16 protein-coding genes, 1 tRNA gene and 1 pseudogene are annotated in these 18,747 nt (G+C 66.9%); 13 read left to right on the plus strand and 5 right to left on the minus strand.

Annotation, left to right across the window (positions count from 1 at the left end):
* Positions 1–3: 3 nt before the first annotated feature.
* Together ACIOTO_RS15935 and ACIOTO_RS15940 are read right to left on the minus strand one after the other, a co-directional pair.
* The gene (locus ACIOTO_RS15935) at positions 4–480 is read right to left on the minus strand and encodes a hypothetical protein (protein ID WP_400858545.1); all 477 of its coding nucleotides are present in this window, start codon (positions 478–480) and stop codon (positions 4–6) included.
* A gap of 94 nt (positions 481–574) precedes the next feature.
* A tRNA-Leu gene (locus ACIOTO_RS15940) sits at positions 575–657 on the minus strand.
* Positions 658–756: 99 nt separating this feature from the next.
* Between ACIOTO_RS15940 and ACIOTO_RS15945 the strand changes: the two genes are divergently transcribed.
* Both ACIOTO_RS15945 and ACIOTO_RS15950 read left to right on the plus strand, forming a co-directional pair.
* Positions 757–1,377, plus strand: a complete 621-nt coding sequence (locus ACIOTO_RS15945; protein ID WP_017830602.1) for an ANTAR domain-containing response regulator — start codon at positions 757–759, stop codon at positions 1,375–1,377.
* 2 nt (positions 1,378–1,379) lie between these two features.
* The gene (locus tag ACIOTO_RS15950; protein ID WP_400858546.1) at positions 1,380–1,955 is read left to right on the plus strand and encodes a GNAT family N-acetyltransferase; all 576 of its coding nucleotides are present in this window, start codon (positions 1,380–1,382) and stop codon (positions 1,953–1,955) included.
* Here ACIOTO_RS15950 and ACIOTO_RS15955 read toward each other — a convergent pair.
* Entirely contained in the window at positions 1,930–2,358 is a 429-nt protein-coding gene (locus ACIOTO_RS15955; RefSeq protein ID WP_105709938.1) for a hotdog fold thioesterase, read from the minus strand. The genes ACIOTO_RS15950 and ACIOTO_RS15955 overlap by 26 nt on opposite strands.
* Positions 2,359–2,403: 45 nt before the next feature.
* Here ACIOTO_RS15955 and polA point away from each other — a divergent pair, with 45 nt between their 5' ends.
* The 8 genes and pseudogenes from polA (at position 2,404) to ACIOTO_RS15995 (ending at position 11,730) form a co-directional block, all read left to right on the plus strand.
* Positions 2,404–5,037, plus strand: a complete 2,634-nt coding sequence (gene polA / locus ACIOTO_RS15960) for a DNA polymerase I (protein WP_400858547.1) — start codon at positions 2,404–2,406, stop codon at positions 5,035–5,037.
* Positions 5,038–5,077: 40 nt separating this feature from the next.
* The gene (locus ACIOTO_RS15965; RefSeq protein ID WP_400858548.1) at positions 5,078–6,754 is read left to right on the plus strand and encodes a DUF885 domain-containing protein; all 1,677 of its coding nucleotides are present in this window, start codon (positions 5,078–5,080) and stop codon (positions 6,752–6,754) included.
* 54 nt (positions 6,755–6,808) lie between these two features.
* The gene (locus ACIOTO_RS15970; RefSeq protein ID WP_400858549.1) at positions 6,809–7,843 is read left to right on the plus strand and encodes an LLM class flavin-dependent oxidoreductase; all 1,035 of its coding nucleotides are present in this window, start codon (positions 6,809–6,811) and stop codon (positions 7,841–7,843) included.
* Between the two features lie 48 nt (positions 7,844–7,891).
* Complete coding sequence (locus ACIOTO_RS15975; protein ID WP_400858550.1) at positions 7,892–9,244, plus strand: MFS transporter; 1,353 nt, start codon at positions 7,892–7,894, stop codon at positions 9,242–9,244.
* A gap of 61 nt (positions 9,245–9,305) precedes the next feature.
* Positions 9,306–10,061 (plus strand): SGNH/GDSL hydrolase family protein, encoded by a 756-nt coding sequence (locus ACIOTO_RS15980; RefSeq protein WP_400858551.1) that lies wholly within the window; start codon positions 9,306–9,308, stop codon positions 10,059–10,061.
* 28 nt (positions 10,062–10,089) lie between these two features.
* The gene (locus tag ACIOTO_RS15985) at positions 10,090–10,836 is read left to right on the plus strand and encodes a formylglycine-generating enzyme family protein (RefSeq protein ID WP_400858552.1); all 747 of its coding nucleotides are present in this window, start codon (positions 10,090–10,092) and stop codon (positions 10,834–10,836) included.
* Positions 10,837–10,928: 92 nt separating this feature from the next.
* Positions 10,929–11,417, plus strand: a pseudogene (locus ACIOTO_RS15990) (arginase family protein); the annotation flags it as partial.
* Between the two features lie 109 nt (positions 11,418–11,526).
* Positions 11,527–11,730, plus strand: a complete 204-nt coding sequence (locus ACIOTO_RS15995; protein ID WP_400858553.1) for a hypothetical protein — start codon at positions 11,527–11,529, stop codon at positions 11,728–11,730.
* A gap of 131 nt (positions 11,731–11,861) precedes the next feature.
* Here the strand turns inward: ACIOTO_RS15995 and ACIOTO_RS16000 are convergent, their stop codons facing one another.
* Positions 11,862–13,187 (minus strand): nitrate/nitrite transporter, encoded by a 1,326-nt coding sequence (locus tag ACIOTO_RS16000; RefSeq protein WP_400858554.1) that lies wholly within the window; start codon positions 13,185–13,187, stop codon positions 11,862–11,864.
* Positions 13,188–13,260: 73 nt separating this feature from the next.
* Here ACIOTO_RS16000 and ACIOTO_RS16005 point away from each other — a divergent pair, with 73 nt between their 5' ends.
* From ACIOTO_RS16005 to ACIOTO_RS16015, 3 genes are all read left to right on the plus strand, one after another.
* Entirely contained in the window at positions 13,261–13,629 is a 369-nt protein-coding gene (locus tag ACIOTO_RS16005; RefSeq protein ID WP_400858555.1) for a VOC family protein, read from the plus strand.
* Between the two features lie 474 nt (positions 13,630–14,103).
* Positions 14,104–15,627: an Ig-like domain-containing protein gene (locus ACIOTO_RS16010; RefSeq protein WP_400858556.1), complete on the plus strand. Its 1,524-nt coding sequence runs from the start codon at positions 14,104–14,106 to the stop codon at positions 15,625–15,627.
* Between the two features lie 29 nt (positions 15,628–15,656).
* Positions 15,657–16,370 (plus strand): tyrosine-protein phosphatase, encoded by a 714-nt coding sequence (locus tag ACIOTO_RS16015; protein ID WP_400858557.1) that lies wholly within the window; start codon positions 15,657–15,659, stop codon positions 16,368–16,370.
* Positions 16,371–16,384: 14 nt separating this feature from the next.
* Here the strand turns inward: ACIOTO_RS16015 and ACIOTO_RS16020 are convergent, their stop codons facing one another.
* A complete protein-coding gene (locus ACIOTO_RS16020) occupies positions 16,385–18,742 on the minus strand; it encodes an ATP-binding cassette domain-containing protein (protein WP_400858558.1) in 2,358 nt (785 codons plus the stop codon).
* Positions 18,743–18,747 lie beyond the last annotated feature (5 nt).

Below are 18,747 nucleotides of genomic sequence, written 5' to 3' on the forward strand. Positions count from 1 at the left end.
GCTTCAGCGCGAGGTGAAAGAAAGGAACGCGGCGATCAGGCCCGCGAGAACCAGGATGCCGATCGCGACACCGTGGACGACCCGACCGGCGACGAGCATCGGGAGGTCACGTCCGTCGTAGGACGCGGGATTGAACATCAAGCGCCGTGCACCGTGGCTCCAGCGGATGCGGAAACCGATGCCGCGGAGCGCCTGCGATGAGGCGGCGAAGGTCTGGCCACGCGCTTCGCGCGATGCCTTCCACGTCGCCTGTACCGCGTACCAGGCGATAACGAAGAACGGCATCACCAGGGATGCGGCCCACGCGATGAGCGCGACGCCGATCAGGAGTCCCGCCCCCGAACCGAGCGAGCGGTACAGGAACACGCCGAGGGCGGCGAGCCCCACTGCCGCGGGAACGAGCAGCAGACCCCAGCCCCAGCCGGGATGGAGTTCGACCGGCTGAGGGCGAGTGATCACTTCGTCATCGGGCCAGGTCATCGCAGTCCCCTCCGGTCATCGCGTCCGCAGGCCCGGGACACGAGGTCGATCTGAGGCTGTGCGAGTGATTCAGCGGTCTCGACCGCGATTCGTGTGCCGGCGGTGGGACTCGAACCCACACGCCCTTTCGGACAAAGCATTTTGAGTGCTCCGCGTCTGCCATTCCGCCACGCCGGCTCGTGTGTCGCGTCTACGACTTTAGCGCAGGGTCGGGGCGCGATCCTCCGCCGCGAGCACCTACAGCCCGCGCACGGACCTCTCCACTAGGATGGTTCTGTGACAGAGCAAGAAGAGCAGGCCGAGCAGCCCACGTCATCCGCCCCGCGACGCGTCGTCGTCGCCGAGGATGAGTCGCTGATCCGCCTCGACATCGTCGAGATCCTCCGCGACAACGGCTTCGATGTCGTCGGTGAAGCCGGTGACGGCGAGACCGCGGTCGCGCTCGCGACCGAGCTGCGCCCCGACCTCGTCATCATGGACGTGAAGATGCCTCAGCTCGACGGCATCAGCGCCGCTGAAAAGCTCCACAAGGGCAACATCGCGCCGGTAGTCCTCCTCACGGCGTTCAGCCAGAAGGAGCTCGTCGAGCGGGCCAGCGAAGCAGGCGCACTCGCCTACGTCGTGAAGCCGTTCACGCCGAACGACCTGCTGCCCGCGATCGAGATCGCCCTCGCCCGCCACGAGCAGATCATCACGCTCGAGGCCGAGGTCGCCGACATGGTCGAGCGCTTCGAGACCCGCAAGCTCGTCGACCGCGCCAAGGGCCTGCTCAACGAGAAGATGGGCCTGAGCGAGCCTGAGGCGTTCCGCTGGATCCAGAAGGCGTCCATGGACCGTCGTCTGACCATGCAGGACGTCGCCAAGGCGATCATCGAGCAGCTCGCCCCCAAGAAGTAGCGGTGAGCGCCGGAGTCCTCCGGCTCGATGGCGAGCACATCCTGCGGCCCGTCCGTATCGGTGACGGTGCAGCGCTCTCGAGGGCGTACCTGTCGAACCGGGAGCACCTCGCTCCGTGGGAGCCGACTCGTGACGAGTCCTTCTTCACGATCGACTCCCAGGAGCGCCACGCTCAGGAGTGCGTCACCGACGCCGCGTCCGGCCGCAGCATCCGTTTCGTGATCGAGTCGGACGACGGTGAGATCCGTGGACGTATGAACATCAACAACATCGTCCGTGGCGCGTTCTGGAGCGCCGACCTCGGCTATTGGGTCGACGCCGCGAGGCAGCACCGCGGACTCGCGACCCGCGCGGTGTCACAGATCCTGGAGTACTCGCGCACGGAGCTGCGCCTCCACCGGATGCAGGCCGCGACACTGCTGCACAACATCGGATCCCAGCGTGTGCTGCTCGGAAACGGTTTCGAGCGCATCGGACTGGCTCCGAAGTACCTCCGCATCGCGGGGGAGTGGCAGGATCACGTACTGTTCCAGCGACTGCTGGAGGAGCCGCTCAGCGCTCGGCGGGAACGTCCTTGATCATGTTGGTGATGCGGATCGTCGAGCAGCGCCGACCCTGATCGTCGGTCACCACGATCTCGTGCACGGTGATGCTCCGGCCCAGGTGCACGGGCGTGCACACGCCGGTCACGACTCCCGAAGTGGCCGAGCGCGTGTGGGTGGCGTTGATGTCGACGCCGACCGCCAGCCGACCGACGCCGGCGTGGAGGTTCGCGGCCATCGAGCCGAGCGATTCTCCGAGCACCACGTATGCGCCGCCGTGCATGAGCCCGACCGGCTGTGTGTTGCCCTCGACGGGCATCGTCGCGACGCAGCGTTCGACGCTGAACTCGACGAACTCCATGCCCATCTTCTCGGCCAGAGCACCCATCCCACGGGCCGTGGCCCAGTCGAGTCCCTCGCTCGTCGCGACGTCGCTCATGCATCCTCCTCAGCGGGTGTCTGTCGTCCTCGTTAGGCTGACAGGGTGACGGACTCCGCAAAGCATACCCTCATGGTCGTCGACGGCCATTCGCTCGCCTATCGTGCCTTCTTCGCCCTTCCGGTCGAGAACTTCACGACCAAGGACAACCAGCACACGAACGGCATCTACGGCTTCCTGTCGATGCTGGTGAACCTCATCAAGGCCGAGCAGCCGACGCATCTGGCCATCGCCTTCGACACCTCGCGTCACTCGTTCCGCACCGACGAGTACCCCGAATACAAGGCCACACGCTCCGAGTCGCCGCAGGAGTTCAAGGGACAGATCCCGCTCCTGCAGGACTGCCTCGCCGCCATGTCGATCCCGGTTCTGACGAAAGAGGGGATCGAGGCCGACGACATACTCGCGACGCTCGCGTCCCAGGGCGCGGAACAGGGCTACGACGTGCTCGTCGTCTCGGGCGACCGTGACACCATCCAGCTCGTCAACGACGATGTCACGCTGCTCTACCCCTCGGTGCAGGGCGTCTCCCAGCTCAAGCGGTATGACCCGACGACCGTCCAGGAGCGTTACGGGGTCCGGCCCGAGCAGTACCCCGACATCGCGGCACTCGTCGGCGAGACCAGCGACAACCTGCCTGGCGTGCCGAAGGTCGGCGAGAAGACCGCGGTCAAGTGGCTCACGCAGTTCGGGTCACTCGACGAGCTGATCGCGCGGGCCGATGAGATCAAGGGCGTGGTCGGCGGCAACCTCCGCGATCACATCGAAGACGTGCGCCGCAACCGCAAGCTCAACCGTCTGCTCACCGACGTCGAGCTTCCGGTCGGACCTGCCGACCTCGAGGTCACACCGATCGACGCACAGGCCGTGCGCGACATCTTCGCGCGTCTGGAGTTCCGCACCCTCCTGCCACGGGTGTTCGAGGCCGTCGGCGCCGGCGAAGTCGCCGATGATCCTGCCTCCGTCGTCGTCCTCCCTGTGCCGGTCGACGTCGCGCCCGCCGATCTCGCGGCCTGGGCCGCAGCGCAGGACGGCGATGTCTCCCTTCGCGTCACCACCCAGGGCGGCGTCCCGGTGCGCATCGGTGCGGCCACGCTGACCGATCTGCGCGAGGCCGACTGGACGGACACCGCTGCCGAAGCCCTGCGCGAATGGATCGAATCCGACGCGCCGAAGGTTCTCCACGATGCGAAGCCGCAGGTCAAGGCGCTGATCCGTCAGGACCTCCGCCTCCGCGGCCTTTCGTACGACACGAGTCTCGCCGGCTGGCTGCTGCGCCCCAGTTTCCCGGACAAGACCCTCGCCGACCTGGTCGAGCGATACCTGGGCGAGAAGCTGCCCGAAGCAGACCCGTCCCAGCTCGTGCCCGAGACCGAGGGTGCGACACCCTCGCAGGAGGCCTGGTTCGCGCTGCGCGTCGCCGATGCGCTGCGGGAAGACATCCCGGAGTCGGTCGGCACGGTCCTCGTCGACATCGAGCTGCCGACGCTGCTCACCCTCGCCGACATGGAGGTCGCCGGCGTGGCGGTCTCCCACGAAGTGCTCTCGACCTTCTCCGGCGAGCTCGCCACGCGCGCCGAGGGGCTCGCGCAGGAGGCGTTCTCCGTCGTCGGGCGCGAGTTCAATCTCGGCTCACCCAAGCAGCTGCAGGAGGTCCTGTTCGAAGACCTCCAGCTCCCGAAGACCCGCAAGACGAAGACGGGTTATTCGACGGATGCCGCCGTGCTCGCCGACCTGCAGGAGAGCCACCCGCACCCTTTCCTGAGCCTGCTGCTGCAGCACCGCGAAGCGACCAAGCTGCGTCAGATCATCGAATCGCTCGACACGGCGATCGGCGATGACCACCGCGTCCATACCACCTACGTGCAGACCGGAAGTCAGACCGGGCGGCTCTCCAGTACCGACCCCAACCTGCAGAACATCCCGGTGCGCACGGAGGAATCCCGCCGCATCCGCAGTGCGTTCGAGGTCGGAGAGGGCTACGAGGCTCTCCTCACCGCCGACTACTCGCAGATCGAGATGCGCATCATGGCGCACCTCTCGGGCGACGAGGGGCTGATCGAGGCCTTCAACAGCGGGGAAGACCTGCACCGTTTCGTGGGCGCACGGGTGTTCGGCGTCGAGCCGAGCGATGTGACGCCCGCCATGCGCACCAAGGTCAAGGCGATGTCGTACGGCTTGGTCTACGGACTCTCGGCGTTCGGGCTGTCCAAGCAGCTGCGCATCGAGCAGTCCGAGGCCAAGCAGCTCATGGTCGAGTACTTCGCCCGTTTCGGAGCAGTGCGCGACTATCTGCGTGCGTCGGTCATGAAGGCCAAGGAAGTCGGCTACACCGAGACGATCTTCGGTCGTCGCCGTCCGTTCCCCGACCTCGCGAGCCCGAACCGGGTGCTGCGGGAGAACGCCGAGCGTGCGGCGCTCAACGCGCCGATCCAGGGCAGCGCGGCCGACATCATGAAGATCGCGCTGCTGCACATCCACGACGATCTGCGGTCCGAACAGCTCTCCTCGCGGGTGCTGCTGCAGATCCACGATGAGCTCGTGGTCGAGGTCGCTCCGGGGGAGTGGGATGCCACCGAGCGCATCGTCCGCGCGCGCATGGGAGATGCGGCCGAGCTGACCGTGCCGCTCGACGTGCAGGTCGGCCGTGGTCGCGACTGGAACGAAGCCGCGCACTGACCTCCGGCGGTGGGAGGGGGCGGGGATTAGGCTGGCAGTTATGACTTCAGCTCCTCGCACCCCCTCCGCCATCGACGCCGTCGCCGATGAATGGGTCGACAAGATCGCGGTTCTGGCGCCCACTCTCGGCACCTACATCGGCCGCGACGAGGTGAACGATCGTTTCGGCGATCTGAGCCCGGCCGGCCATGAGGAGATCGCCGCGGCGACCCGATCGACCCTCGACAAGCTGTCTGCTCTCACGCCCGTCGACGCGATCGACGAGGTCACCAAGACCGATCTCAGCGCGGAGCTCCGCCTGGACCTCGAGCTTCACGACGCCAAGTGGCATCTGCGCGACCTCAACGTCATCGCCTCCGCGGCGCAGGACGTGCGCTCGGTGTTCGACCTGATGCCGACGTCGACAGTCGAGGACTGGGACGTCGTCGCGACGCGCCTGGCCGCCGTCCCCGGCGCTCTCCGCGGCTACGTCGAGACGCTTCGCACCGGCATCGCCGAGGGCGTCATGCCCGCACGTCGTCAGGTGGTCGAAGTCGCCACCCAGATCGACCGCTACACCGCCGATGACGGGTTCTTCGCCGCCTTCGTGGCGGAAGCCGACCCGGACGAAGGTCAGCTTCCCGCCTCCCTGGCTCGTACGCTCGCCGACAATTCCGCCGCCGCACGGGTCGCCTACGACGAGCTGCGTCGATTCCTGGCGGAGGAGCTCGCCCCGGCCGCCGGCGACGTCGATGCCGTGGGGCGTGAGCTGTACGCGCTCAACTCCCGCCGGTTCCTCGGCGCGACGATCGATCTCGACGAGACGTACGAGTGGGGCCGTGAGGAGCTCGCGCGCATGGTGGCGGAGCAGACCGCGATCGCGAACGAGATCCTTCCCGGAGCCTCGGTCGAAGAGGCCGTTGCTCATCTCGAGGCCGATCCCACCCGCAAGCTCGTCGGCACGGAAGCGCTGCAGAAGTGGATGCAGGAGACCAGCGACCGTGCGGTCGCCGAACTCGGCGCCTCGCACTTCGACATCCCGGAGGCTATCCGCACACTGGAGTGCATGATCGCCCCGACGCAGGAGGGTGGGATCTACTACACCGGCCCGACGGACGACTTCTCCCGTCCCGGTCGCATGTGGTGGTCCGTTCCCGAGGGTGTCACGGAGTTCGACACCTGGCGCGAACTCACCACCGTCTTCCACGAGGGTGTGCCCGGCCATCACCTCCAGATCGCGCAGGCGGTTTACAACCGTGCCGAGCTCAACTCCTGGCGCCGTCTGCTCGCCGGTACCTCGGGCCACGCCGAGGGGTGGGCCCTTTACGCGGAGCGTCTGATGGAGCAGCTCGGCTACCTCGACGACCCGGCCGACCGTCTCGGAATGCTCGATGGGCAGCGGATGCGGGCGGCGCGGGTCGTCCTCGACATCGGTGTGCACCTCGGCAAGCCGCGCCTCGACGGTACCGGTGTGTGGGACGCGGACTACGCGCTCGACTTCATGCGCCACAACGTGAACATGTCCGATCAGTTCGTGCAGTTCGAGGTCAACCGGTACCTCGGCTGGCCGGGGCAGGCGCCTTCATACAAGGTGGGACAGCGCATATGGGAGCAGGTCCGCGACGGCGTCCGTGCCGCCGAGGGTGAGTCGTTCTCCTTCAAGGACGTCCACAAGAGGGCGCTCGATATCGGCGGCGTCGGCCTCGACACCCTGCGCACGGCGCTGCTGCCACGCTGACGGGAATGCGGCCCGACCTTCGCGTGTTCATTCACATGAATAGGAAGGCATGACATGGGCATCGAATTCGGGCTGGACACCTTCGGCGACATCACGAGGGATGCGGGCGGAGAGCTCCTCACCGGGGCGCAGACGATCCGCAACATCGTGGCGCAGGCGGAACTCGCCGACACCGTCGGTGTGGACTTCTTCGGAGTGGGGGAGCACCACCGCACCGAGTTCGCCGTTTCCGCGCCGGAGATGGTGCTCGCCGCCATCGCCGCGCGCACCGAGCACATCCGACTCGGCACCGCTGTCACCGTGCTGTCGTCTGACGATCCGGTGCGCGTGTTCGAGCGGTTCTCGACACTCGATGCGCTCTCGAACGGGCGGGCCGAGGTCGTCCTGGGGCGCGGCTCCTTCATCGAGTCCTTCCCGCTGTTCGGCTACGACCTCCGCGACTACGACGCACTGTTCGAGCAGAAGCTCGAACTCTTCGTCGAGCTGCTGAAGGAGGAACCGGTCACCTGGTCCGGCACGATGCGCGCCTCCCTCGAGAACGCGAACGTGTTCCCGAAGACCGAGAACGGCCTGCGCACCTGGGTCGGCGTCGGCGGCAGCCCGGAATCGGTCGTGCGGGTCGCGCGCCACGGTCTCGGACTGATGCTGGCGATCATCGGCGGCCCTGCGCACCGGTTCAAGCCGTTCGTCGACCTCTATCACCGTTCGGTCGCCTCGTTCGGGACGACATCGCACCCGATCTCCGTGCACTCTCCAGGACACATCGGTGAGACCGACGCCGAGGCCTGGGATGCCGCCTATTCCGGCTTCGAGGCGATGAACAACACCATCGGACGCGAGCGCGGATGGCCCGCGTACAGTCGCGCGCGATTCCAGAACGATGTCGGACCGGAGGGGTCGATCTACGCGGGCTCCCCCGATCGCGTCGCGGCGAAGATCGCCGACACAGTCACCACTCTCGGTCTGGGCCGCTTCGACCTGAAATACGCCACCGGTACCCTTTCGCACGAGTCGATGATGCGCAGCATCGAGCTCTACGGCACCGAGGTGATCCCGCGGGTCCGCAGGATCCTCGCCGACCGCGACTGAGCGTCATCCGAGGCGGGACGGGGTTGGCGCGGCTCTACGATGAGGAGCATGGCCAACACCGCCCTGCCGAGCCGCGCATCGCTCGCTGAGCGCCTGGACGTCCTCCCGTTCACGCGTCGCCACTTCCGCCTGCTGACCGGATCCGGCCTCGGGTGGGCGCTGGATGCGATGGATGTCGGGCTCATCTCGTTCATTCTCGCGGCGCTCACCCAGCAGTGGGATCTCAGCAAGAGCGATGCCGGCTGGATAGCGTCCATCGGTTTCGTCGGCATGGCCATAGGCGCCACCCTCGGCGGACTCCTCGCCGATCGCTTCGGACGACGGCAGGTGTTCGCGCTCACGTTGCTCGTCTACGGCGTCGCGACGGGAGCGAGCGCACTCGTCGGCGGACTCGCTGCGCTTCTCGTCCTGCGGTTCCTGGTCGGTCTGGGCCTCGGCGCCGAGCTCCCCGTCGCGTCGACCTACGTGAGCGAATTCGCTCCCGCACGGATTCGTGGTCGGTTGATCGTCGTGCTGGAGGCCTTCTGGGCACTCGGGTGGACCGCCGCGGCGGTTATCGGTTTCCTCGTCATCCCGGCCTCCGACGACGGGTGGCGATGGGCCTTCGCGCTCGGCGCGATTCCCGCGGTGTACGCGCTCTTCGTCCGGTGGCGGATGCCCGAATCCCCGCGCTGGCTCGCCTCGCGGGGGCGCATCGCGGAAGCGGACCGCATCGTGTCGGCGTTCGAGGCGGATGCCGGAGTCGTCTCGGCACCGGCCATCCGGAAAGAGCCGCCCTCTCGAGCGATCGCGATCACGGCGCGCGCACGCCTCGCAACCCTGTGGAATCCGGAGTTCCGGCTACGGACGCTGTGCCTGTGGCTGGTCTGGCTCGGGGTCAACTTCGCCTACTACGGCGCGTTCATCTGGATTCCGAGCATCCTCGTGGACGCGGGTTTCGACCTCGTCAAGTCCTTCGGCTTCACCCTCATCATCACGCTCGCCCAGCTCCCCGGATACGCCGTCGCCGCCTGGCTGATCGAGGTCTGGGGGAGACGCCTGACCCTCTCGGTCTTCCTGGTGGGTTCGGCCGTTTCGGCCGTGATCTTCGGTACGGCGTCCACCGAGGGCGCGATCATCGGCGCGGGAATGGCGCTGTCCTTCTTCAACCTCGGCGCCTGGGGCGCGCTCTACGCGGTGACGCCCGAGATCTACCCCACGTCTCTGCGGGGGACCGGAGCGGGATGGGCGGCCGGGATCGGTCGAATCGCCTCGATCGTGGCGCCGCTGTCCGTCCCCGTCATCCTCCTCGCCGGGGGAGCGCCCTTGCTGTTCGCGGTGTTCGGCGTGTGCTTCCTCGGCGCAGCCGCCGCCGCCTGGGGATTGGTCGACCGCGGCGGAGAGGCTCTCGACGACCGCTGACGACGCGGGCGCACCGCCGCGAAGCAACCGCCGTGTCGTCGGGCCGCAATAGGCTGGGACGATGGCAGATGTGCGCTTCGTGGCTATCGGCGACTCGTTCACAGAGGGCGTCGGCGACGTTCTCCCGAACGGGCAGGAGCGCGGCTGGGCCGATCTCGCGGCGCAGGGGTGGGCGGACGCCGCCGGGCACCCGATCCAATACGCGAATCTCGCCATCCGCGGCAAGCTGGCCTGGCCGATCGTCGAGCAGCAGCTCGAACCCGCGCTGGCTCTGCGACCCACTCACCTTTCGTTCAACGGCGGTGGCAACGACATGCTGCGCCCTCGTACCGATGTCGAACACATCGCGGATGCGTTCAGCCGGGTGCTGCGCCGGTGCGACGAGGAGGGCGTGACGATGATCCTCCTCTCCGGCGCGAACCCCAGCGGGCAGCTTCCGATGGGGTCGCTGGTGCAGCGCAGAGGGGATCTGCTCTCCGAGGCGGTGATACGTCGGATCGAAGAACGTCCCGACGTCATCCGAGCGCTCAACTGGCCGGACCGGGAGCTCTCCCGGGGCGCGTACTGGGCCGATGATCGTCTGCACATGAACGCGGCCGGACATCACCGCGTGGCCGCCCGGGTGCTCCACGCGCTGGGCTTCGAGCCTCCGGCGACCTGGTGGGCGCCGAGCGATCGCCTGGGAGCCGGTCCCTCCGGTCTCGCGTACTACCGAGAGTTCGTCGGCCCGTGGGTGCGGCGTCGCGTGACACGTACGTCATCCGGAGACGGCCGTGCCGCGAAGTATCCCACCTGGGTCGAACGGATTCCCTCGTGAGACCCGCCTGGCTACGTTGGCTAGGGCCGTGAGCGACGTCGAACTGGCTCGCATCCCTGCGGGCGTCGTGACCTTGAACGATGCCCGTCGCAACGAGCAGCGCGTGGTCGAGCTCGAGCCGTTCCAGATCGGGGTCTATCCGGTCACGGAGGAACAGCTCGCCGACGTTCTCGACGTCCCCATGCGCCATCCGCGGCGCCCCGCATCCGATCTCTCGTGGCTGCGAGCCGTGCACTTCTGCAATGCCGCGTCCGAGTGGGAGGGCCTCGACCGGGTGTACCTGTTCGACGGCGAGGATGTGAGCTGGGACACCACCGCAGACGGCTACCGTCTGCCGACCGAAGCGGAGTGGGAGTTCGCGTGCCGCGCCGGCTCTACGGGTCCGCACTACGCGCCCCTCGCCGACGCCGCCTGGACGAGTGCGGACGGCGTGTCCACTCCGCAGGACATCGGCGGCAAGCTCCCGAACCTGAACGGTCTCTTCGACACGCTCGGCAATGTCTGGGAATGGTGCTGGGACCTGCTGGATCCTGCCCGTTACGACGACTATCGCGTGTTCCGCGGCGGAGGGTTCGCCGACGACGCGTGGAGCGTTCGCGCGTCGGTGCGTCGTGGGGGAGCGCCGCGCATGCATCACGAGGACGTGGGTCTCCGGCTCGCGCGGGGAGCCTTCGACATTCCGGGGGAGGCCCAGGGGTGGTCGGCCCAGGGAGACCGGGAACGAGCCGTGCAGGACGGCCCCTTGCCTTCCGGGTGGACGCCACGCAGGCAGTGAGCCGCGCCGCCGGGCGACTTCTGCGGAGGACGCAACGACGGCGCGGTGATCCCTCGTTTGATCGGTCGTCCCACGAGTGAAAAGCTGGAAGCATGGTATCCGCGTACTCGCTCATCGTCTCTCAGGGTCGCGTCGCCGACCGCACCGACGGCGCCCTCATCGGTGCTCATCGAGTCGGCGAGGCGGTGTCGTCGTTGCTCGGTCTCGTTCCTCAGGTCGTCGGAACGCCGACGGCGAGCACGGAAGACGATTGGTCTGTCGCGCTCCCGGAAGCGGAAGAGACACTGACCGGACTGCGCGATGCGCTGCGGAGTGCCCTCAGCGCAGGATCGACACCGCTGCTCATCACCAACACCTGCGCGGCGAGTCTCGGCACGCTTCCGACGGTCGCCGAGCACCATCCCGATGCGATGCTGCTGTGGATCGACGCGCACGGCGACTTCAACACCCCGGAGACGACGGGGTCCGGTTACCTGGGCGGAATGGTCCTCGCGGCGGCATGCGGGCTGTGGGACAGCGGCCACGGATCAGGGCTCGATCCGAGGCAGGTCGTCGTTGTCGGCGGACGCGACATCGACCCGGCCGAGGGCGAGCTGCTCGCCGGCGCGGGCGTGACGGTGCTCGCCCCCTCCGAGAGCACACCGGAGCGGGTGCTGGAGCTCGTCTCCGGTCGGCCCGTGTGGATCCACGGTGCTCGAACCGGGGTACATCCCGGCCGCGTACCGCGTCGGAGGTGGTCTGCTGCCGCACCAGATCGCGGCGATCTTCGCCGCTCTGTCATCGGGCTCCGTCCGAGGCGTCGAGCTCGCGGAGTTCGAAGCAGGCGACACAGAGGTTCCCGAACGCGTGAGCGTCGAGCTGATCGTCGAGACGCTGCAGCACCTGCTCCGCTGAGTCCCCAGCACGACGCCCGCCGGCGAGTCAGCCCCGCCCTGCGTCACCATGTAACGCTTCGGATCATCCGGCACGGCGAAGTCGTACGGGGCGTGGAGCCCGCGTGCGGTGGACGTCGTGAGAAGCGGCGCTCAGTGACGAGGCTCAGGGTCGAGGCCCATCCGGATCCGCGTCCGCTTGCGCTCGACGAGGATGAAGGTCGTGCCGATGATCCAGAGGGGGATCGGCATGAGGAAGGCGAGGCGGAATGCCTCGAGCGTGTATGTCTCGGGCGTACCCGCGCCCTGAAGGTCGAGAGCGAGCCCGATCAGGAAGATCGCGATGAGAGCGGCAATGAACCCGCCAGCGTTGGTGACGCCGGTGGCGGTGCTCAACCGATGGCTCGGGTTGTGGGTGCGGGCGTGATCGAACGCGATCATGGACGCGGGCCCACCGGTTGCCAGCGCGACGGCGAGAACGTAGAGCAGCCAGATGGGAGCGGTGTCGGGCAGCGCGATGACAGCGATCCAGGCGGCCATCTGCACACCGACCGCGGGAAGCACGAGCGCGAGCGAGCGGTGATTGGGCAATCGACGGGAGAGATCTCCGATGATGGGCCCGAGAAGCATGCCGGAAACGACATATACAGAGATGATCCCCGCAGCATGCGCGGCATCGAGGCCTTCGGCAGCTGTGAGGAACGGCATTCCCCACAGCAGGACGAACGCGGTACCCGCGAACGGCGTGGTGAAATGCGACCAGAAGGCGAGGCGGGTTCCCGGGTGAGCCCACGCCGCGCGGATGCCGACGCCCGTGTCGATCGCGGAGGTGACGACGCGGATCACGCCCGTGTCGGTGTTCACGGTGACGTCGGCGCCGCGCTCGGCCGGGTGATTGCGGATGACGAGCGCCACGAGGATCGTGAACAGAACTCCGAGCCCGGCGATGCTGCCGAACGTGATGCTCCACGTCGTCGCATGCAGCAGTGCAGCGAGGGGGACCAGGGCGATCAGCTGACCGGTCTGCCCGATGATCCCGGTGAACTGCACCATGATCGGACCCCGCTGTGCGGGGAACCAGGTCGCGACGAGTCGAAGCACGGCAGGGAAGATGGCCGCGTCACCTGCACCGAGCAGAACCCGCGCGAAGATCGCGATACCGATGCTGGGGGAGAGTGCCATGGTGAGCTGCCCCGCCGCCATCAGCAGCATGCCGATCGTCATGATCGGGCGAGAACCGAAGCGGTCGAGCAGGACCCCGATCGGAATCTGCATCCCTCCGTAGACCGCGAGCTGCACGACGGCGAACAGGGCGAGTGTCGACGCATCCGCGTCGAAGCGGTCGGCGGCCTCCACTCCGACGGCACCGAGCGAGGTGCGGTTCGTGATGGACAGCACATAGGCCGCGACACCGACGGACCAGATGATCCATGCGCGAACTCCTGGTGTGGACACGGGGGAGTGAGGGACCTGCGGCACGTATCAACGCTACTCCTGCGAAGGCGGCGCCCCGTCCGTCGCCGATGTCGGAGGTGGGGGCTAGCGTGGCGCCATGACCAGTTCACCGCTGCACCACTCACTCGACTACGTCGAACTCGTCGTCACCGATCTCGAAGCATCGAAGCGGTTCTTCGCCGAGGCGTTCGCGTGGAGCTTCAACGACTACGGGCCGGGCTATGCGGGCATCATGTCGCCGCGAGGTGACGGCAGCGAGGTCGGTGGGCTCCTGCTCGCCGACCAGCCGCGTCCTGTGGGTGGCCCGCTGGTACTGCTCTACTCGGACGACCTCGACGCGACGATGAGCGGCATCATCGCCGCCGGTGGCACGATTCTGCAAGACCCGTACGCGTTCCCCGGCGGAAGACGCCTGCACTTCTCCGACCCCAGCGGCAACGAGCTCGGCGTCTGGTCCGCGCAGTAGATCCACGTCCCGCTCAGGGGAGATGGCTCGATGCCGAATCAGAGGAGCGCTGGGTGCGCCAGCGGTGGCCATCCTGACGCGATCTGACATAATGTGCATTATCGGCTATAGATCAACCGAGACCGTGCTCCAGGAGATCGAGCGCCGATGGCGCAGGAAGACCTCACGAGGCTCAGCCGCCACGCGCCGCCGAGCTCGGGTCACACGTAGCTCCCACATACGATCGCCCCGGAGGCGGAACCCGGTATCGGCGTCAATTTCTGGACTTCGCAGTTACCTTGTCGCGAGCGACGCAAGCTTTCCCGCGGATTGCTCGCATTCCCACACGTAACACGCCCGCGCCCCACGCCAGCCCCACGCACTCGCCGAGCATGTCCTCGCGCGCGGCATCAAAGCCGTCATATGTAAGATGTTACGCGATACGGTATTGGTGACGGCGACAGATCAGCTGATCCCCTCGAGCGAAGGACTCCGATGAACTCTCGAACGACACGCGTGACAAGAGGACGCTGCATCGCACGCCGACTCGCCCTGGGATTGGTCGCGATCCTCGTAGGGAGCGTGCCGGCGCTGTTCGCCACCGCTGCCGCGACTGCGGCGCCCGTGACTGCGATCACCGGCGTAGAGATCATGAACGCGCCACCTCTTATGACGGAAACGCCCTACACGGTCGAAGCGACCTGGGCGGTGGATGACACCGCGATGGCGGGCGACACCTTCAGCCTCGATTTTCCCGATTCGATGTCCGGATACGCGGCGTCCTTCGCACTGCGGGACGACGACGGAGCTGAGGTCGGAAGCTGCGTCGTCTCGTCCGGGTCTTTCCTCTGCACACTCGGGGACTATGTCGAGACCCACACGAACGTAAGCGGTTCGCTGCACTTCCAGGCACGTTTCACATCTGCATTCGATGACGAGTCCGTCGTCTTCACCGCGGACAACGGCCTGACGTTCGACATGGCGACTCCCGGCGGCGTGGGCGACAACGCTGCCAGCCTCCCCCAGAGCCCGGAGAAGTGGGGATCCGTCAACTTCGACGGAGAGTCCATGACGTGGGCTCTGAACATCCCGGCCGAGGTCTTGGCGTCGGCCGACGGCCAACCTGTGACGATCGCCGATGAGTACGACGAGCAGCTCACCTTCGATCCGGCGGCGACCTCCGCACGCTGGACTCTCGACTCGGACTGGGGCGACGACGTCTGGCACACCGTTTCGCACGGCACGGGCGCGGGGACCTACTCCCTCGTCGCGGATGCGGCTTCTCACACTTTCACGGTGACCTTCAACGAACCGGTGACCAGCGATGACCGCGTCTACCAGTTCATCACCGTGATGGACTTTCCGTCCGGCGTCCAAGATGGCGAGGCTTTCGGCAACAGCATGACGGTCGCCGGTCGTACGGTCACCGCAAGCCCCGTCACCTACGTCGCGTCCGGAGGTGACGGTGACGGTGACGGTCTCGGTGGGTTCGATGTGACCAAGACCGTGAGCGGGAACGGCGCGAATGCGGTCGATGGGGCTCAGTACACGATCGACTACTCGTTCATCGTTGCCGGTTCCGCGACGACCGGCGAGTTCGGGCTCACGGATGGCACGACCGATGGACTCACCGACCTGCCCGTGGGCACAGTCGTCACACTCTCTGAGGCTGCTGCCGCGGGCGAGGACGTCATCTACGGAACGCCGATCTACACCGGTACCGGCGTCAGAGACAACCGCGACGGCACAGCGACGTTCACGATCACCGACGACACCGTCGCGATCGACCTGGAGAACCCGGTGTCGCTGGTTCCGCCCACGGACCCGCCTTCGGTCCCCGATTTGCCCGTGAGCCCTGGCACGCCGGGCAGTCCGGGCACGCCGAACGTCCCGGCAGGACAGGACGGCTCACTCGCCGTCACCGGCGCTGACGCCACGCCCCTGATTCTTATCGGTGCCGCCACCCTGCTGACAGGCGCCCTTCTCCTGATCGTGCGCAGAGTTCGTCGCAGAGGCTGACGGTCCGGGCCGATGCGAGGATGGGGAGCATGAAGCCCGCCCTCAGCATCAACGGCCTGGCCAACGCCCGGGATCTCGGTGGGCTCGAGCGCGTCGACGGAACGACCACGCCCGATCACATCTTCATTCGCGCCGAACGTCTCGATGAAGTCGATGCTTCCGGGTGGGAGGCTCTGCTCGCATACGGAGTGCGTACCGTCATCGATCTTCGTCGCCCCGACGAGTCCAGCGGCGAGGTGCCGTCTCCGCTCGCCCACGTACGGGTGGACCTCGACGGCGACGACGTCGGTTTCTGGGCGCCCTATGAAGCGGACGGACGGTGGGGAACGCCGCTCTACTACCTGGCACATCTGCAAGAGCTGCCTCACCGCCTCACTGAGGTGCTCACCGCGATGGCGTCGGCCGCCGACGGAGGCATCCTCTTCCACTGCTCGGCCGGGTGGGACAGAACGGGGCTCGTAGCCGCGGTGCTCCTCCGCACGCTCGACGTCACCAGCGACGCAGCTGTTCGCGACTACATGAGATCGTTCGCGAACGCCGAACGGATGGCGCTCCTGCACCGACGCTCGTTCGAGGTCGAAGAAAGACACCAGATCCTCGGCCGTTTCGGGCACACACCCGATTCGGCGTTCCGCGACATGTACGAGAACCTTCGCATCGACGACTGGTTCACGGAAGCCGGCCTCGATCGTGAGACGCGCACTGCGATCACGACGTGGCGGGGCGCGGTTCCGCGAACCTGATCGCACTCATCGGCTCAGGCGCCGACGTACTCCGCGAGGTGCTCCCCCGTCACTGTCGACTTCTGGGATACCAAATCCTTCGGCGCTCCCTCGAAGACGACCCGTCCACCATCGTGGCCGGCGCCAGGGCCGATGTCGATGATCCAGTCGGCATGCGCCATGACGGCCTGGTGGTGCTCGATGACGATCACGGTCTTCCCTGAGTCCACGAGTCGATCCAGCAATCCGAGGATCTTGTCGACGTCTGCGAGGTGCAGGCCGGTCGTCGGCTCGTCGAGCACATAGACGTCGCCCTTCTCCCCCATCTGGATCGCGAGTTTGATCCGCTGGCGTTCGCCGCCCGACAGCGTGGACAGCGGCTGCCCGAGCGACAGGTAGCCGAGCCCCACGTCTTCCATGCGGCCGAGGATCGCCGTGGCGGCGGGGAGCGTGGACTCCCCTTCGCTGAAGAACACTCGCGCCTCGGCGACCGGGAGATCGAGAACCTCGGTGATGTCCTTGCCCGCGAGCTTGTACTCCAGGACGCCTGCTTGGAAGCGCTTGCCGCCGCAGTCCTCGCACGGGGTCTCGATCGTGTCCATGAATCCGAGCTCGGTGATGATGACACCCGCGCCCTTGCACGAGGGGCAAGCTCCCTCGGAGTTGGCACTGAACAGGGCGGGCTTCACACCGTTAGCCTTCGCGAACGCCTTTCTGATCGGCTCGAGCAGCCCCGTGTACGTCGCCGGGTTGCTCCGCCGGGAGCCCTTGATCGCGGCCTGATCGATCGCCACGACTCCGTCGCGCTTCGACACCGAGCCGTGGATGAGCGAGCTCTTTCCCGACCCGGCGACACCGGTCACGACAGTGAGGACACCGGTGGGGATGTCGACATCGACGTTCTGCAGGTTGTTGGCCGTGGCGCCACGCACCTCGATCGCCCCCGATGCCGACCGCACAGTATCCTTCAGCTGCGCCCGGTCATCGAGGTGGTCTCCCGTCTTGGTGCCGCTCGCCTTCAATCCCTCGACCGTGCCTTCGAAGCAGATCTCTCCCCCGGCACTACCGGCCCCCGGACCCAGATCGACGACATGGTCCCCGATCGCGATGGTCTCCGGTTTGTGTTCGACGACCAGGACGGTGTTGCCCTTGTCGCGCAGCTGGAGCAGCAGTCCGTTCATGCGCTGGATGTCGTGCGGGTGCAAACCGATGGTCGGCTCGTCGAAGACGTACGTGATGTCGGTCAGGGACGAGCCGAGGTGACGCAACATCTTGATCCGCTGCGCCTCTCCCCCGGACAATGTGCCCGACGGTCGCTCCAGACTGAGGTATCCCAGGCCGAGCGTCACGAAGGCGTCCAGGTTCGCGCTGAGCGCCTGGAGCAGCGGTCCGGCTCCGGGAAGATCGAGTCCGCGGACCCAGGCGGCGAGATCCGTGACCTGCATCCGGCAGGCATCGGCGATGCTGATGCCGTCTATCTTCGAGGAACGCGCGCCCTCCGTCAGCCGGGTCCCATCGCACTCGGGACAGACCGCGAACGTGGCGACGCGCTCGACGAAGGCGCGGATGTGCGGCTGCAACGCGTCGAGATCCTTCGAGAGCATCGCCTTCGTGATCTTCGGAATCAGACCCTCGTAGGTCATGTTGATCCCCGAGATCTTCACCTTCGTCACCTCGCCATAAAGGAAGAGATGGCGCTGCTTCTCGGTGAACTGCGCGATCGGCTTATCGGCGGGGTAGAACCCGGACTGCGAGAAGCCCTTCACCATCCAGCCGTCAGCGGTGTAGCCCGGCACCATGATCGCGCCCTCGTCGAGCGACTTCGACTCATCGACGATCTGAGCCAGGTCGAGGTCGGAGACTGCTCCCCTGCCCTCGCACCGTGGGCACATGCCGCCGAGGTAGATCGCATCCTTCACGATCTTCTTCTCTCCCCCGGGCCCGGTCATCACTCCGCTGGCCTTCTGAGTGGGGATGTTGAAGGAGAACGCCGTCGGACCGCCGATGTACGGCTGGCCGAGCTTGCTGAACAGGATGCGGAGCATCGCGTTCGCATCGGTGACGGTACCGACGGTCGACCGCGGGTTCGCGCCGAGACGCTCCTGGTCGACGATGATCGCGGTGGTCAGTCCCTCCAGGATGTCCACATCCGGGCGCGGCACCGACGGCATGAACCCCTGCACGAACGCGCTGTAAGTCTCATCGATCATGCGCCGGGACTCGGCGGCGATCGTGTCGAAGACGAGCGAGCTCTTGCCCGACCCTGACACCCCGGTGAAGACCGTCAACCGTCGCTTCGGGATGTCGACGCTCACGTCTTTCAGATTGTTCTCACGTGCGCCCTGCACGCGGATCAGGTCATGGGTGTCCGCGGGGTGCTGGTCGTCGGTCATCTGCG

It is taken from the genome of Microbacterium sp. NPDC087592 (genome assembly GCF_044743585.1).
Lineage (GTDB): Bacteria > Actinomycetota > Actinomycetes > Actinomycetales > Microbacteriaceae > Microbacterium.

Excerpts from the sequence above, each read along its gene's own strand:
- ACIOTO_RS16010 (WP_400858556.1), top strand. The coding sequence starts at position 14,104 with ATGAACTCTCGAACGACACGCGTGACAAGAGGACGCTGCATCGCACGC.
- ACIOTO_RS15965 (WP_400858548.1), top strand. The coding sequence starts at position 5,078 with ATGACTTCAGCTCCTCGCACCCCCTCCGCCATCGACGCCGTCGCCGAT.
- ACIOTO_RS15980 (WP_400858551.1), top strand. The coding sequence starts at position 9,306 with ATGGCAGATGTGCGCTTCGTGGCTATCGGCGACTCGTTCACAGAGGGC.
- ACIOTO_RS16005 (WP_400858555.1), top strand. The coding sequence starts at position 13,261 with ATGACCAGTTCACCGCTGCACCACTCACTCGACTACGTCGAACTCGTC.
- ACIOTO_RS16020 (WP_400858558.1), bottom strand. The coding sequence starts at position 18,742 with ATGACCGACGACCAGCACCCCGCGGACACCCATGACCTGATCCGCGTG.
- ACIOTO_RS15975 (WP_400858550.1), top strand. The coding sequence starts at position 7,892 with ATGGCCAACACCGCCCTGCCGAGCCGCGCATCGCTCGCTGAGCGCCTG.
- ACIOTO_RS15970 (WP_400858549.1), top strand. The coding sequence starts at position 6,809 with ATGGGCATCGAATTCGGGCTGGACACCTTCGGCGACATCACGAGGGAT.
- ACIOTO_RS15935 (WP_400858545.1), bottom strand. The coding sequence starts at position 480 with ATGACCTGGCCCGATGACGAAGTGATCACTCGCCCTCAGCCGGTCGAA.
- ACIOTO_RS15955 (WP_105709938.1), bottom strand. The coding sequence starts at position 2,358 with ATGAGCGACGTCGCGACGAGCGAGGGACTCGACTGGGCCACGGCCCGT.
- ACIOTO_RS16015 (WP_400858557.1), top strand. The coding sequence starts at position 15,657 with ATGAAGCCCGCCCTCAGCATCAACGGCCTGGCCAACGCCCGGGATCTC.